Origin of the sequence: Actinoplanes sp. NPDC048988, from assembly GCF_043197815.1 — a bacterium.
Lineage (GTDB): Bacteria > Actinomycetota > Actinomycetes > Mycobacteriales > Micromonosporaceae > Actinoplanes.
This window is the reverse complement of the sequence record NZ_JBICTW010000016.1, coordinates 151,506-166,234: the sequence shown is the minus strand read 5'-3', so window position 1 is coordinate 166,234 and position 14,729 is coordinate 151,506. Positions and strand designations below refer to the sequence as shown.

12 protein-coding genes, 1 tRNA gene and 1 pseudogene are annotated in these 14,729 nt (G+C 72.9%); 6 read left to right on the top strand and 8 right to left on the bottom strand.

What is annotated here, in order from left to right; translation table 11 throughout:
* Positions 1 to 9: 9 nt before the first annotated feature.
* Entirely contained in the window at positions 10 to 1,002 is a 993-nt protein-coding gene (gene selD / locus ACGFJ7_RS36560; RefSeq protein ID WP_360253990.1) for a selenide, water dikinase SelD, read from the bottom strand.
* Between the two features lie 41 nt (positions 1,003 to 1,043).
* On the opposite strand from selD, the gene ACGFJ7_RS36555 reads away from it, so the two are divergent.
* The 3 genes from ACGFJ7_RS36555 to ACGFJ7_RS36545 all read left to right on the top strand — a co-directional run bounded on the left by ACGFJ7_RS36555 (position 1,044) and on the right by ACGFJ7_RS36545 (position 1,871).
* Positions 1,044 to 1,137 (top strand) — tRNA-Sec (locus tag ACGFJ7_RS36555).
* A gap of 90 nt (positions 1,138 to 1,227) precedes the next feature.
* On the top strand, positions 1,228 to 1,506 hold the full coding sequence (locus tag ACGFJ7_RS36550; RefSeq protein WP_360253988.1) for a hypothetical protein: 279 nt from the start codon (positions 1,228 to 1,230) through the stop codon (positions 1,504 to 1,506).
* Positions 1,503 to 1,871 (top strand): plasmid mobilization protein, encoded by a 369-nt coding sequence (locus ACGFJ7_RS36545; protein WP_360253986.1) that lies wholly within the window; start codon positions 1,503 to 1,505, stop codon positions 1,869 to 1,871. Before ACGFJ7_RS36550 ends, ACGFJ7_RS36545 begins: the two co-directional genes overlap by 4 nt.
* Before the next feature lie 133 nt (positions 1,872 to 2,004).
* Here ACGFJ7_RS36545 and ACGFJ7_RS36540 read toward each other — a convergent pair whose 3' ends face one another.
* Genes ACGFJ7_RS36540 through ACGFJ7_RS36520 form a run of 5 tightly spaced genes read right to left on the bottom strand, consistent with a single transcriptional unit; the run spans position 2,005 to position 7,605 of the window.
* Entirely contained in the window at positions 2,005 to 2,454 is a 450-nt protein-coding gene (locus ACGFJ7_RS36540; protein ID WP_360253984.1) for a hypothetical protein, read from the bottom strand.
* 18 nt (positions 2,455 to 2,472) lie between these two features.
* The gene (locus ACGFJ7_RS36535; protein ID WP_392646491.1) at positions 2,473 to 3,144 is read right to left on the bottom strand and encodes a phosphoribosyltransferase; all 672 of its coding nucleotides are present in this window, start codon (positions 3,142 to 3,144) and stop codon (positions 2,473 to 2,475) included.
* Positions 3,120 to 3,743 (bottom strand): alpha/beta fold hydrolase, encoded by a 624-nt coding sequence (locus ACGFJ7_RS36530; protein ID WP_360253980.1) that lies wholly within the window; start codon positions 3,741 to 3,743, stop codon positions 3,120 to 3,122. Before ACGFJ7_RS36530 ends, ACGFJ7_RS36535 begins: the two co-directional genes overlap by 25 nt.
* A 44-nt stretch (positions 3,744 to 3,787) precedes the next feature.
* Complete coding sequence (locus ACGFJ7_RS36525) at positions 3,788 to 4,843, bottom strand: class I SAM-dependent methyltransferase (protein WP_392646489.1); 1,056 nt, start codon at positions 4,841 to 4,843, stop codon at positions 3,788 to 3,790.
* 5 nt (positions 4,844 to 4,848) lie between these two features.
* Positions 4,849 to 7,605: a BTAD domain-containing putative transcriptional regulator gene (locus ACGFJ7_RS36520; RefSeq protein WP_392646487.1), complete on the bottom strand. Its 2,757-nt coding sequence runs from the start codon at positions 7,603 to 7,605 to the stop codon at positions 4,849 to 4,851.
* Positions 7,606 to 8,240: 635 nt separating this feature from the next.
* Here ACGFJ7_RS36520 and selA point away from each other — a divergent pair.
* A pseudogene (gene selA, locus ACGFJ7_RS36515) lies at positions 8,241 to 9,515 on the top strand (L-seryl-tRNA(Sec) selenium transferase); the annotation flags it as partial.
* Positions 9,516 to 9,952: 437 nt separating this feature from the next.
* Positions 9,953 to 11,731 (top strand): selenocysteine-specific translation elongation factor, encoded by a 1,779-nt coding sequence (gene selB, locus ACGFJ7_RS36510; protein ID WP_392646485.1) that lies wholly within the window; start codon positions 9,953 to 9,955, stop codon positions 11,729 to 11,731.
* On the opposite strand, the gene ACGFJ7_RS36505 is transcribed toward selB, so the two are convergent.
* A complete protein-coding gene (locus tag ACGFJ7_RS36505; RefSeq protein WP_360253972.1) occupies positions 11,726 to 12,136 on the bottom strand; it encodes a RidA family protein in 411 nt (136 codons plus the stop codon). The two genes, selB and ACGFJ7_RS36505, sit on opposite strands and share 6 nt — an antisense overlap.
* 81 nt (positions 12,137 to 12,217) lie before the next feature.
* Here ACGFJ7_RS36505 and ACGFJ7_RS36500 point away from each other — a divergent pair, with 81 nt between their 5' ends.
* Positions 12,218 to 13,111 carry a LysR substrate-binding domain-containing protein gene (locus ACGFJ7_RS36500; RefSeq protein ID WP_360253970.1) on the top strand — a complete coding sequence of 298 codons (894 nt, stop codon included), beginning with the start codon at positions 12,218 to 12,220 and terminating at the stop codon, positions 13,109 to 13,111.
* Between the two features lie 67 nt (positions 13,112 to 13,178).
* Here the strand turns inward: ACGFJ7_RS36500 and ACGFJ7_RS36495 are convergent, their stop codons facing one another.
* The gene (locus tag ACGFJ7_RS36495) at positions 13,179 to 14,525 is read right to left on the bottom strand and encodes a D-alanyl-D-alanine carboxypeptidase family protein (protein ID WP_392646483.1); all 1,347 of its coding nucleotides are present in this window, start codon (positions 14,523 to 14,525) and stop codon (positions 13,179 to 13,181) included.
* Between the last annotated feature and the right edge of the window lie 204 nt (positions 14,526 to 14,729).

Below are 14,729 nucleotides of genomic sequence, written 5' to 3'. Positions count from 1 at the left end.
GTTCCTCCCTCAGGCATCGATGACCAGGGTCTTGCCATCCCGGGCCGGGATGAGCTCGCCGATGACCGGGTAGCCCGGCACCTCACCGGCGACGAGCAGCCCGCCCGAGGTCTGCGCGTCCGCGAGCAGCAGAAGCTCGTCCTCGTTGACATCACTGTCCAGGTGCGGCCGCACCCAGTCGAGGTTGCGGCGCGTGCCCCCACTGACGTAGCCGTCCTTGAGGGCCCGCCGGGCCCCGTCCAGATAGGGCACGGCGGCGGCGTCGACCCGGGCGGTGACCCCGCTGGCCCGGGCGAGCTTGTGCAGGTGCCCGAGCAGCCCGAACCCGGTCACGTCGGTGGCGCACACGACGCCGTTCTCGAGCGCCTTCCGCGAGGCGTCGGCGTTGAGCGTGGTCATCGCGGCCACGGCCTCGGCCGAGACGTCACCGGTCGCCTTGTGCCGGCTGTTGAGCACGCCGATCCCGAGCGGCTTGGTCAGCGTGAGCGGCACCCCCGGCTTCCCGGCGTCGTTGCGCATGAGCCGAGCCGGATCGGCCACCCCGGTGACCGCCATGCCGTACTTGGGCTCGGGATCGTCCACGCTGTGCCCACCGGCCACGTGACAGGAGGCTTCGGCCGCGACGTCGAGCCCACCCCGCAGAACCTCGGCGGCCAGTTCCATCGGAAGCACCTCCCGCGGCCAGGCGAGCAGGTTGACGCCGACGACGGGCGTACCGCCCATGGCATAGACGTCGGAGAGCGCGTTGGCCACAGCGATACGACCCCAGTCGTACGCGTCGTCCACCACCGGCGTGAAGAAATCGGCCGTGGCCACGATCGCCGTCCCGTTGGCAATCTTCACCACCGCCGCGTCATCCCCGTCGTCAAGCCCGACGAGCAGTTCCCCGGGTCCTTCCGGCGTCGTCACCCCGACCAGCCCGGCCACGACCGCCTCGAGTTCCCCCGGCGGAATCTTGCAGGCACATCCACCACCATGCGCGTACTGCGTAAGACGAGTCACCCGCCCACTCTGGCACGTCGCGACCCGCTAGGCTCGCGCGCGGAGGCGTTCAGGTGGCTGGTGCCCCTCCCAGTCTTCAAAACTGGTGTGACCCGGCATCCGGGTCAGGCGGGTTCGATTCCCGTCCGCCTCCGCTGACGTCACGCACCGAGATCTCACTCGAAAGAGTGACGGATCTCTCATATTTACCCGCGTACTGTGTGTATGACATGACGAGTAGTGTGTATGACACGCGCGGAGGCGGCTGTGCCTGAGATATGGCCAGAGCACATCGAGTGGGACGACCACAATCTCGAGCACGCCACGAGGCACGGCGTGTCGGCCGCCGAAGTAGATCAGGTACTCAACAGTGGGCCGAAATATTATCGGAACAGGAAAGGGCGCAGCGGCGATCTGGTGGCAATTGGTCTCACCCGCGGCGGCAGGACCGTGGTGGTAGTCGTCGAATGGCGTCCCGCCACTGCTGTGATGCGACCGATTACCGCGTGGGAGGAGGGCGCGTGAGCAAGCAGCCAGAGGAGATGAGCCAGGCAGAGCTGGCTGACTTCTACTACTCCGAGCGGCACGATCTCGTTGGCGAGCCTGTGCCGACCCTAAGTCCGGCGAAGCTTGATGTCATGTTTTCGGTTCGAGTGTCCACCGAGGAAGCCGCGGCGATTCGGGCCGGCGCCGGAAAGGCCGGACTTTCGGTTTCTGCCTTCATGCGCCAGGTTGCGCTGTCGGCCGCGTCGAGCGAGGAAGCAGTGGACCTCGAACGGCTGCGACGAGATGCCGGTCAGCTTCAAAAGCTTCTTACGGCCATGGTGACAGTGGCCGCCGAGGTCGTCAGTCTCGCGAGTGCCGGCGGCATCAAGAAGCCCCCGGCCTAGCACCTGTTTCGTCCCTGAGGCGGTGCTGCGGCTTGGCCAGCTTCCGCCTGGGCCCCTACCGGACGAAACCTGGACCCACCCCAGGTACGAAACAGGCGCTGGCGGTGTATGACGTCGAACGAGGCGGGAGCCGTCAGCGGTCCAGGGCTCGCAACACCGCGTCGGTGACGGCGCCGTAGGCCAGGTGGGGGAGGGCGTCGCTCAGCCAGTCGGTGACCGACCAGTGGCGAGGGTCGGTGACGCCGAGGGCGATCATCGACGCGTTCGTCGAGGCCATGGTGGTGGCGCCGATCAGGGCGGTGCCGGCCAGCGGGCCGGGGCGCAGGCCGGCCCGGCGGAGCAGGCCGAAGGCCGCGCCGATGGCGACGCCGGTGGCTATGCCGGTGAGGCTGGCCAGGCCCGAGACGCGGTGGTCGCGGGTTTCCGGGTCGCCGGGGATCGAGACCGGCAGGGCCTCGATCGAGTCCTCCGGGGCCGGGCTGGCGGGGCGGCCCCGCAGGGCCATGTCGAGGTAGGTGGCGGCGTTCAGGGCCGCGGTGCCGGCGGCCCCGGCTGCGGCTCCGGCGAGCAGGCCCGTACGCATGAACAAGCACCTGCCCGGTCAGGTGGCGGCGAAACCTCGCAGGGCGCGGGCGACGTCGAAGTCGGTCAGCTGGGTGAAGTCGTGGTACCACTGGCCGACCGCGCGGAACTCCGCCGGGGCGCTCAGGCAGATCACCGCGTCGGCGTCGCCGGTCAGCGCGTCCCGGGCCGGTGGGGCGCAGACCGGGACGGCCAGGATCAGGCGGGCGGGGTGGCGGCCCCGGAGCCAGCGCAGGGCGGCCCGGGCGGTGACGCCGGTGGCCAGGCCGTCGTCGACGAGCACGACCTCGCGGGCCGTGGGGTCCGGGGTGGGCCGGTCGGCCCGGTATTCGCGGGTACGGCGGGCCAGTTCCGCGCGTTCCTCCACCACCGCCGGGGTCAGATCGGACGGGGTCAGGCCCAGGGCGGCCAGGGCCGGCTCGTCGAAGACGGGCGGGCCGTCCTCGGCGATCGCGCCGAGGCCGTACTCGGGACGGCCGGGTGCGGCGATCTTGCGGGCGATGACCACGTCCAGTTCGCCGCCGACGCGGGCGGCCACGTGGACGGCGACCGGCACGCCGCCGCGCGGGAGGGCCAGCACGAGCGGGGCCGGGCCGGGGTGGCGGGGCAGCTGGGCGGCGACCGCGTCGGCCAGCTGGCGGCCGGCGTCGTCGCGGTTCTCGAAGATCAGCGCAGGTGCGTCGCGAACCATGCGGCGGCCTCCTCGGCGACGGTGTCGAGGGCGCCGGGCTCCTCGAACAGGTGGGTGGCGCCGGCCACGACGCGCAGTTCGGCGGTGACCGTCATGGCGTTGCGGGCCTCCTCGTTGATCTCGATCACGGTCTGGTCGTTCCCGCCAGCCAGCAGGAGCGTCGGCGCGCTCACCTGGACGAGCGCGGGCCCGGCCAGGTCGGGGCGGCCACCCCGGGAGACCACCGCCCGTACGGGCCGGGGACGCGCCGCGGCGGCGACGAGCGCGGCGGCGGCGCCCGTGCTGGCCCCGAACAGGCCGATCCGGGCGGTGGGGTAGGCCCCGACCAGCCAGTCGACGAGACCGATCAGGCGGTCGGCGAGCAGGCCGATGTCGAAGCGCCGATCCTCCTCGTCGTGGGTGAGCAGGTCGGTCAGCAACGTGCCCAGGCCGCGCCGGTTCAGCTCGGCGGCGACGGCCCGGTTGCGCGGGCTGTGCCGGGAGCTGCCGCTGCCGTGGGCGAAGAGCACGATCCCGTACGCGTCGTCGGGCAGAGTGAGATCCCCGGCCAGTTCGGTGCCGGCCGCGTTGAACGTGCGTTCGTGCGTCACGGTGGCCATGCCCCCGGGATACCCGGAGGCATGCGTCCTATACGTCCGACTTGTCAGCTCTTGAAGCCGGCCAGTACCAGGTTGAGGCCCGTGTCGGCGGCGACCACCGCCCCCTCGAAGCCGGCGGCGGTCAGCAGCTCCAGCCGCGCCGTGGGCCCGCCCTGGGTGCCCAGGCCGTACGCGCCGGGCTGGCTCAGCGACCCCGGCGTGCACAGCGCCGTCGACGCCGCGTAGTTGGCCCGGGCCACCGGGTTGCCGACGACGGTGGTGAAGTCGTCGGCCGACCACGGCTCGACCGCGACCACGATGCCGCCCGGCTCCAGCACCTCGTAGGCCGCCTTCAGGGCGGCCGGCGGGTCGCCGAGGTCGTGCAGCGAGTCGAAGAACGCCACCACGTCGAACCGGCCGTACCGGTTGATCTCCGTCGCCGAGGCGACGTGGAAGTCGACCCCCGGCGCCAGGGCGGCGCGGGCGTTCACGATCGACGCCTCGTGGTTGTCGAAACCGGTCACCGTGGACGCCGGCCAGGTCGAGGCGATCAGCCGGGTCGCGACGCCGTGCCCGCATCCGATGTCGGCCACGCGGGCGCCTTTCTCGAGCTTTTCGAGCAGACCGGGCACGGCCGGGAACCATTGTCGCGCCAGATGATTGACATAGGCCGTACGGAAGAAACGCTCGATGCCGTGGTGCAGACATCCCGGCATGTCGCCGTAGGGGAGGCCGCCGTCGCCGCGGAAAGCGGCCTCGAGCCGGGGCAGGGCCAGGAAATAGCCGGCGATGATCTCACCGCCACCCACCATGTAGGCGGGTGAGTCGACGACCGAGAGCGCCAGCGCGTGCTCGATCGGCAGTTCGAAGGTCTCGCCGTCGCTGGTCACGTATCCGGAAACGGTCTGTGCGCGCAGCCATTCGGTGACCAGCCTCGGATGCAGCCCGGTGGCCGCAGCCAGTTCGGCCGGGGTCATCGGGCCGGCGCCGGTCATCGCCCGATAGAGCCCGAGCCGGTCGCCGGCAACCGTGAGCGCGGTGCTGCCGGCCCCGGCGAAATCGGTCAGGAGTTGTCCCGCGAACGCTTCGGCGCGGGCTTCGTCAATGCGTGTGTCGGTCATGCCGCCTACGGTGCGGCCGCGTCCTTGCCGGCTGCTTGCTGAAGCCTTGCCAGGGCGAAATCGGCCGCGTCCGCCGCCGGCAAGGCGCCCGCCGCGCGCAGCCGTTCCAGCCGGTCACGGTCGGGGCCCATGACGGCCGGGGCGTACGGGTCGGCGTCCGCCGCGGCCACTATCGCGGCGGCCGCGGCATGGTCCCCCCGGTCGGCGAGCAATTCCGCGGTGAGCCGCAGAAGCGTCCACAATTGCGCGGTCATTCCCGCGGCGCGAACGGCGGCGATGGCCTCCCGGCAGGCGTCCGCGGCCTCGTCGTGGCGGCCGAGCCGGATGAGGACCGCGGCCCGGCCGGTCCGGGCGATGTTCGCCGTGTAATCCAACCCGGCGCGGGTGGTGCGGCGCAGCGACTCCTCGTAGCACGCGAGCGCCGCCACCGGATCGCTCGCGGCCAGCAACTCACCCCGGGTGAACGGCTCGAAACCGTCGTCCTCGCCGGCCGTCAGTTCCTTCTCGTACGTTTTCAGCCAGCGCATTCCGGCCGCCGCGTCCCCGTTGTAGGCGTCCATCAGGGCCGCGCAGCACAGCCCGGTCACCCGCACCCACCCCGACGCGCCCGGCTCGTCGCGCAACCGCAACGCGTCCGCCCGTACGTCCCCCGCCCTTCCCGCGAACATCGAGTTCGAGATGCGGATGAGAATCGCCGGCCCGCGCACCGGATGTCCCGCCGGCAGCACGGCGAGAGCCGCGTGCAGCAGGCGTTCGGCCTCGTCCAGATTGCTGGTGAGCCATTCCCCGGTGCCGGCGGCGACCGCGCGCAGGGCATCATTTTCGGACACGACGGCCGGGGGAGCGCACCGCACCAACTGCGCCGTGAGCCCCGGGTCGGGCGCGTCGGACCCGGCCACCGCCGCCCAGGCCGCCAGCCGGGCCCCCTCGTCGCGGTCGCCCAGCCAGGCCAGCGCCTCCTGAACGTTGCCCAGCTCACGCCGCAGAGCCGGCGACGTGTGCGGATTGCGGCGCCGCTGCCGCTCGACGAGTTCGGTGACGAAGTCGAGCATCCAGCGCGCGTGGGCGTCTCTCGCCGCAGCAAGATCTTCTCCCAGATGCGCGAGCCCGACATGTCGTACGGTGTCGAGCAACCGGTACCTCGGCGGCCCCGCCGACAGGTCACACACGACCAGCGAGGCGTCCACCAGCTCCGCGAGCAGCGGCTCGGCGCCGTCCGCGAAGTACGGCAAAGCCTCGAGCCCGAACCCGCCCCGGCACACCGCGAGCCGGTCGAGCAGCCGCCGCGCCGCCGGATCGAGCAGCCGGTACGACCACTCGACGGTGGCCGCGACCGCGGTGGCCCGGTCGCCGCCGCGGGCCGGGTCGAGCACCTGCAACCCGGCGCCGAGCCGATCCCGCAGATGGGCCAGCCCGAACACCGCCTCCCGCCGGGCCGCCAGCTCGACCGCGAGCGGCAGCCCGTCCACCAGCCGGCACACCTCGGCCGCGAGCTCCCGGCTGCGCGCGTCGGGGGAGAACCCGGCCCGCAGCAGGGCCGCCCGATCGCAGAACAGCGCCACCTGGTCCTCCTCGGGCAGCGGCCGCAGCCGCAGCACCCGCTCCCCGGGCACCCCGAGCCGCTGCCGGGAGGTGGCCAGAACCCGCACCCGCGGGCAGCGCGACACGATCTGAGCGACCAGGTCCCGTACCGCCGCAAGCAGATGTTCGCAGTTGTCGAGAACCAGAACCACGGCCGACCCGCCCAGCCGCTCCGCGACCGCCGCCACCGCACCGCGCGGCGCCGCCCGCAGCCCGAGCGCCCCCGCCACGGCCGCGCCGACATCGTCCGGCACGGACCGCTCGGCCAGCTCCACGACGAGCTCGTCCCCGGTCAGCGCCTCGCTCATCAGCCGCGTCTTGCCCACCCCACCGGGCCCGACGATCGTGGTCACCCGGCTGTCGGACAGGGCTTTCCGCAGTACGGCCATCTCGTCCCGCCGCCCGAAGAACCGGTCCGGCCGCGCCGCCCGCGGCGCCCGGACGGCCGGCCGCAGCGTGGGATCCGCACCGAGGATGCGCTGTCGCAACTCGTCCAGGGCCGGCGAGGGATCGACGCCGTGCCCGTCCACTACCCGGTCCCGGAACGCCCGCGCCACGGCCAGCGCCTCGGCCGTACGGCCGGTCTGATGTAAAGCCCGCATCCAGAGCAGATGGGGCCGCTCCCGCATCGGCTCGGCCGTCGCACAGGCCTCGATCTCCGGCAGCGCCTCGGCCCCACGGCCGGCCGCCACCCGCCGATCCAGGAACTCCTCGCGCAGGTGCCGCCGCCACTCGGCGAGCCGGGCCACATCAGGCGCGAAGCTCAGCCGGCCGGCCACACCGGACAGCGGATCACCCCGCCACACCCCGAGCGCCTCGGCGAGCGTGTCCGCGGCCTGCTCGTCCCCCTGCCGGCCGGCGGCGGCGACAAGCCGCTCGACCCGGCCGATGTCGACGGCCCCGTCCGGCAGGACAAGCCGATAGCCACCGGGTTCCCGCCGAATGACGTCCCCACCGGCATGCCGCCGCAGCCGCGACACGTAACTGTGCAGATTGCCCAGGGCGTTCGCGGGCGGCTCACCTTCCCAGAGCGCCTCGATCAGCTCACCGACCGGCACGACCCGCCCACCGGCCAGCGCGAGCCGGGCCAGAAGTACCCGCTGCGGCGCCCCGGTGAGAGCCGCCGTCCGCCCGCCGACGCGCAGCTCGACCGGCCCCAGCAGGCACACCTCGACGCTCACGGCCCCATTCTCGGCCGCTGACCCACCACAGACCAAGACACTTTCCGCCCGTACGCGACCCCACCGCACCCCGCATGGTCAACCACCCCTGGCGGTAGGTTGGTCCCATGCCCCAGGATCCACACCCGACCGGCCCCGCACCGGCCGCCCCCGAGGATCCGCGGCCGTCCACTCCACCGTCGCCCGCCGCTCCTTCACCGGCCGCCCCGGCTTCCGGTTCGCCCGCCACACCCTCGTCGCCCGCCACACCCTCGTCGGCCGCCACACCCTCGTCGGCCGCCACACCCTCGTCGGCCGCCACACCCTCGTCGGCCGCTACACCCTCGTCGGCCGCTACACCCTCGTCGGCCGCTACACCCTCGTCGGCCGCTACACCCTCGTCGGCCGCTACACCTTCGTCGGCCGCCCCGGCTTCGGGTTCGGCCGCCGCCTTGCCGGCGACTGCGGGTTCGGGTTCGCCCGCCATACCTTCGTCGGCCGCCCCGGCCTCGGGTTCGGCCGCCACCGCCTTGCCGGCCACTCCGGCTTTGGGTCCGTCCGCTGTCCTCTCGTCGGCTGCTTCTCCCTCGGGCTCGCCGGCTGCTTCTGCCTCGGGCTCGCCGGCCGCTTCGGCTTCAGGCTCTTCGGCGGCTTCGGTGGCTTCGGCGGATCCGCGGCGGCGGGTACCCCGTACCGACGCGGTCCTGGCCGATCCTCAACTTCTGGCCGCCGCCGGGACGCTGGGCCGTGCGGCCGTCAAGGCCGCCGTCGTCGCCACGCTTCAGCGGGTCCGCGACGGTGAGCTGGCGCCGGCTGACGCCGTGGACGCCGCCCTGGCCGCACTGCCCCGGGGTCCCCGCCCGGTCCTCAACGCCACCGGCGTCGTCCTGCACACCAACCTGGGCCGCGCCGCCCTGTCGGCCGCGGCCCGCGAGGCCATTGTCGCCGCCGCCGGGCACACCGACGTCGAACTCGACCTGGAGACCGGCCGCCGCGCCCGCCGGGGCCGCGCCACCATGGCCGCCCTGGCCGCCGCCGTGCCCGCCGCCGGCGACGTCCACGTGGTCAACAACGGTGCCGCCGCCCTGGTCCTGGCGGCCACGGCCCTGGCCGCCGGCCGCGAGATCATCGTCAGCCGAGGCGAGATGGTGGAGATCGGCGACGGCTTCCGCCTGCCCGACCTGCTCGAGTCGACCGGCGCCCGCCTCCGCGAGGTGGGCACCACCAACCGCACCACGCTGCGCGACTACGAACGGGCCATCGGCCCCCACACCGGCTTCATCCTGAAGGTCCACCCCTCCAACTTCGTGATCCGCGGCTTCACCAGCGACACCCCCGTCGCCGCCCTGGCCACCCTGGACCCACCGGTGGTGGCCGACATCGGCTCCGGCCTGCTGCACCCCGACCCCCTGCTCCCCGGCGAGCCCGACGCCACCACGACCCTGACCGCCGGCGCCGCCCTGGTCACGGCCAGCGGCGACAAGCTTCTGGGCGGCCCCCAAGCCGGCCTCCTCCTCGGCGAGCCTGCCTTGATCGAGCGCCTGCGCCGCCACCCCCTGGCCCGCGCGCTGCGCGTCGACAAGCTCACCCTGGCCGCGCTCCAGGCCACCCTGACCGGCCCCCTCACCCCCACGTGGCAGGCTTTGCGCGCCGACCCGTCCGCCCTGCGCACCCGAACGGAGGCCGTCCGCGCCCACCTGGCCGCCCAGGGCATTCCGGTCACCCTCACCGAGTCGTCGGCGGTGGTCGGCGGCGGCGGCGCCCCCGAGGTCACCCTTCCGTCGTGGTCCCTCTCATTGCCCGAGACGTACGCCCACACCCTGCGCACAGGCGCAACACCCGTGGTCGGCCGCGTGGAACGGGGCCACCTCCTCCTGGACCTGCGCTGCGTCCCCGTCGACGCCGACCCCCAGCTGACCGCCGCGATCCTGACCGCCGGCAGGGCCTTGGCGTCCACACCGCGTGCCGCCATCGACCCGACGGCGATCGCCGTTCCGGCCGGCCCGCCCCCGACGGCCGGAACCGCGGCACCCGTCGCTACGGACGGACCCGCCGTTCCGGCCGGAGCGGCCGCGACGGCTGAAGCCGCGGCGCCTGTTGCTACGGACGGACCCGCCGTTCCGGCCGGACCGGCCGCGACGGCTGAAGCGGCGGCGCCTGTTGCTACGGACGGACCCGCCGTTTCGGCCGGAGCGGCCGCGACGGCTGGAGCCGCGGCGCCTGTTGCTACGGACGGACCCGCCGTTTCGGCCGGAGCGGCCGCGACGGCTGGAACCGCGGCGCCTGTTGCTACGGACGGACCCGCCGTGCCGGCCGGGGCGGCACCGAGTGGTGCGCCTCCGGCGCCGGCGGTGGCGGGGGAGTAGGCGTGCACGTCATCGCTACGGCCGGGCACGTCGATCACGGGAAGTCGACTCTGGTTCGGGCGCTCACCGGGATGGAGCCGGATCGGTGGGCCGAGGAGCGGCGCCGGGGGATGACCATCGACCTCGGGTTCGCCTGGATGGGGCTGCCGTCGGGGGAGACGGTGGCGTTCGTCGACGTACCCGGGCATGAGCGTTTCGTGCCGAACATGCTGGCCGGGGTAGGGCCGGTGCCGGCGGCGATGATCGTGGTGGCGGCCGATGAGGGGTGGATGCCACAGTCGGCCGAGCACCTGGCCGCCCTGCACGCGCTGGACGTGCGGCACGGGCTGCTGGTGGTGACCCGCAGCGATCTGGCCGAGCCGGAGGCCGCGATCGAGCTGGCCCGGTCGGAGATCGCCGGAACGTCGCTCGGCGACGTGGAGGCGGTCGCGGTCAGCGGGGTCACCGGGGCCGGTCTCGACGATCTGCGGGCCGCGCTCGACCGTCTGACCGGGCGCCTGCCGGCCGCCGAGCCGGGACCGGTCCGCCTGTGGATCGACCGTGTCTTCACGGTCAAGGGCGCCGGAACGGTGGTCACCGGCACCCTCGGCGCCGGCCGGCTCCGCACCGGCGACGAACTGACCCTGGGCGACAGCACGGTACGGGTCCGCGGCCTGCAGAGCATGGGACAGCAGCGGGACGAGGTGACCGCCGTGGCCCGCGTGGCCGTCAACCTGCGCGGCACTCCCCGCGACGACCTGCGCCGCGGCGACGCCCTGCTCACCCCGGGCCGGTTCCGCTTCGCCGGTCTGGTCGACGTCCGCGTGCACGGCGACCCCGTGGCCGACCTCCCCGCCCAGGCCACCCTGCACGTCGGCTCCGCCGCCGTTCCGGTCCACATCCGCCCCCTCGGCACCGACACCGCCCGCCTGCGTCTCTCTCATCCCCTGCCCCTGCGCATCGGCGACCGGGCCCTGCTCCGCGACCCCGGCCGCCACCACGTGGCCGGCGGCGTCACCATCCTCGACGTAGCACCTCCCGGCCTCAAACGCCGCGGCGCCGCCGCAGCCCGCGCCGCCCAGCTGACCAGCATGGACGCCCACCCGTCGCTCCGTTCCGAACTCAGCCGCCGCCTCCTGATCAAAGGCGCCGACCTGGCCGCCATGGGCGTGCTCCTGCCCACCCCATCGTCCGAGCCCATGTCACCCGCGGACGCGGCGGCTGGGCAGCCGGTGGCGGGGGACTGGTACGCCGATCCGGATCATTGGTCGGCGCTTGGTGGGCGGCTCGGTGAGGAGGTGGCCGCGTACGCCAGGGAGCACCCGCTCGAGGCGGGCATGCCCGTGGAGGCGCTTCGGCATCGGCTGGGACTGCCGGATCGGATCCTGGTGACGGCACTGGTTCGGCCTCCGGTCGTGGTGCGGAACGGGCGGGTGGTGGCGGGCCCGACGGGGGCGCCGGACGAGCTGGTGGGGCTGGTGGGCAAGGCGTTCGACGGGCTTGGGGCGTTCGCCGCGCCTGAGGCCTACGACCTGGCGGCGCTCGGTCTGGGTGCGCGGCAGGTGGCGGCGGCCGAGCGGACGGGGCTGCTTCTTCGGCTCACGCCGCAGGTGGTTCTGCGCGCGGGCGCGGTCGAGGAAGCTGTTCGTCTGCTGGCCGCGCTGCCGCAGCCGTTCACGCTGAGCGAGGCACGCCAAGCCCTGGGCACGACGCGGCGGGTGGCCGTGCCGCTGCTGGAGCTGCTCGACCGCAAGGGCCACACGCGCCGGCTGCCCGACGACCGGCGGACGATCGGGTCATAGCCGGGCGATCGCCGTCACCTCCACTTCCAGAACGGCGCCGGGCAGGAACAGGCGGCTGACTTCCACCGTGGTGCTCGCCGGTGGGTTCCCGGGGAAGAAACGGCGTCGGACGGCGCCGTACGCGGGCAGGTCGTCGAGGCTCGTCATGAACGTGCGGACGTGCATGACGTCGGTCAGGGCCGCCCCGTGCGCGGCCAGCAGCTCGGTGATGACCTCGAAGACGCGGGTGGCCTGAGCGCCGGCGTCGCCGGGCGACACCACGGCGCCGGTGGCGTCGACGGCGACCTGGCCGGAGAGCAGCAACAAGGCGCCGCCGCCGGGCAGGTCGGCCCGGGCCACGTGCGCGAATCGGTCGCCGAAGGGCGCGGCGACGGTGGCGGGGTTGTCGAGGGTCAAATTCGGCATGGGCTCGACGGTACGGAGGGGCCACGTATGCGACCAGCGAATGTCTGGCATGGACGGGATGCGGCGCTAGCATGGCTCGGCATGGAGACCCAGCTGCTGGAAGTGTTCCGGACCGTGGCTCGTCTGGGCTCGATCACCGCCGCCGCGAAACAGCTTCAATTCACGCAGTCGGCGGTGTCCCGGCAGATCGGCGTGCTCGAGGCGGAATGGGGTGCGCAGGTCTTCGACCGGTTGCCGCGCGGGGTGGCGCTGACCGAGGAAGGACGCGTGCTTCTGCCGCACGCGGAGGCCGTACTCAATCGGCTTTCGCATGCCCGGAAGGCCGTGGCGGAATTGCGGGAACTCGGCGGTGGCAGGCTCCGCGTGGGTGCTTTTCCCACGGCCTTGGCGGCGTTGGTGCCTCGTGCGCTTGCCGGCTTTCGCAAGGCGTACCCGCAAGTGGCTCTGGGTCTGGTCGAGGGTTTGACCCCGACGCTGCTGGAAAAACTCGCCGAGGGTGAGGCGGACGTGGCCGTGGTGAGTTCGTCACCGACCGGTCCTATTGACGCCAATCGCTTCGCATTGCGGCACATTCTGGACGAGCGTCTCCTGGTGGCCGTCGCGCTGGATCATCCGCTGGCGAACAGGAGAACGGTCCGGCTGGCGGAGTTGGCCGGCGACCCGTTCATCGCGGGGTCGGCCAACGCGGAGGAGACGCTGTTGCGGGCCAGCCTGCCCGACGGGTTCCAGCCGCGGATCGAGATCGTGGCCGCGGAATGGACGGGGAAATTGGGCTGTGTCGCGGCGGGACTGGGAGTGGCGCTGGTGCCCGCGCTCGCCTTGCGGAGCACGCCGCCCGACATTGCTCTGTTACGCCTTCATCGCGACGACGAGCCGACCCGGCGGGTGTACGCGGCAACGGTGGCCGGTCGTTCGATGCCGCCCGCGGTCAGTCAATTCCTGCGCTTTCTCGCGCACGCCGTGCCGGGGATCTGACCATTCCGGCCGTCGCGACCGGCTGCCTTGAGAATGGCAACCGATCGCCGACGAACCGCTCGGATAATTATGAGGTACGGGTCAGGCGCCACCACACCGACGGCGATGCGATGGCGCTGTCGGTGCGCAATTCCACCCGTACACCGGAAGCCTGCACCGTGCCCACCGACTGGGCCGCAGTGACCTCGGCCGACGGCGTCGTTGTGGTGACCTTGAGCGGCACCGTGAGGCCGGGCCAGCCGACCACCTTCAGAGCCTGGGCCGGGCGGACCGTGGTGGTGGCGCCCCACGCCGTCTCCACCTGCCCGACCGGATCGGTGGGCAGGAGGGTGTATTCCTTGACGACCTTGGCCGTGGCGGTCAGCAACTTCTTGACCTCCCGGTTGACCTTGGCCAGCTGCTGAGGAGTCTGCGCGCCCGGCTGATTGAAGACGGCACCGACCAAGGTCAGCTTGCGGCTACCGACGGTGAGGTGAGAGGCGAACACCAAGTTACCGCCGGCCTCGTCGGTGGAGCCGGTCTTGATGCCGAACACGCCGTTCACCCCGAGCAGGTCGTTGTAGTTCTTGATCGTGCCGACGACCGGGATCTCGGCCTCGGGCAGGGCCACGATCTCGGCGAAGACGGCACTCTTGAGCGCGGCGCGAGCGAGAATGACCTGGTCGGGCGCCGTACTGGTGGTGGTCGGCAGATAGCCGCTGGGGTCGGTGTAGTTGGTGTTCTTCATGCCCAGGTCCTCGGCGGCGGCGTTCATCTTGGTCAGGAACGCCTCCTCGGACCCGGCGTCCCAGACGGCCAGCTGGTGGGCGATGTTGTTGGCCGAGGGCAACATCAGGGCCTCGAGGGCGTCACGCTCGGTGAGTCTTTCGCCGACTTCCACCTGTACGAGGGACTGGCCGCTCGCGATCCGCGACTCGAAGTCCGCGACGTCGGCCGCGGTCACTGTCAGTGTCGGCCCCTCCTCGGCGCCACTGAGCGGGTGGTCACGCAGGATCACGTACGCGGTCATAACCTTGGCGACGCTGCCGATGGGCGCGGCGGCGGTGCTACCGGAACCGCCGATGCGGCCCAGCCCTTCGATCATGAGCTCGGCGCTGCCGGTGGCCGGCCACGGAAGCTCGGGCGCGGCCCCCGGGATCTTCATGCTGGCGGCGATCGACGTGGTCAGGGTGGCGGCCGGCAGCGAGCGCGTCAGTTGGAGGGTGGCGCCGCCGCCGAGCAGAACGACGAGCAGAACCAGGGCGATGAGTACGGGAAGACGCCGGCGCCGGCGGGCCGGGGCCGCCGGGTGTTGGCCGCCGTAGACAGTGGAGCCGGGGCGGTCGGGCGGCGGGGGTGTGACGGAGGAAGGGCGAGTGCCCGGAACTGTGACGGCAGACTTGGCACTCACCGTGACCGGAGCCGCGGCGCTCATCGGCTGAGTGAGATCGGCTTCCGCAGTCCGCGCGCCAGGCGGCGTAGCGGGCCACGCGCCGGGCCGCGTCGAAGGTGGCGCGGTGGGCGCTGTGGCGGGCCGATTCGAGGGTGGCGCGGTGGGCGCTGTGGCGGGCCGATTCGAGGGTGGCGCGGTGGGCGCTGTGGCGGGCCGATTCGAGGGTGGCGCGGTGGGCGCTGTGGC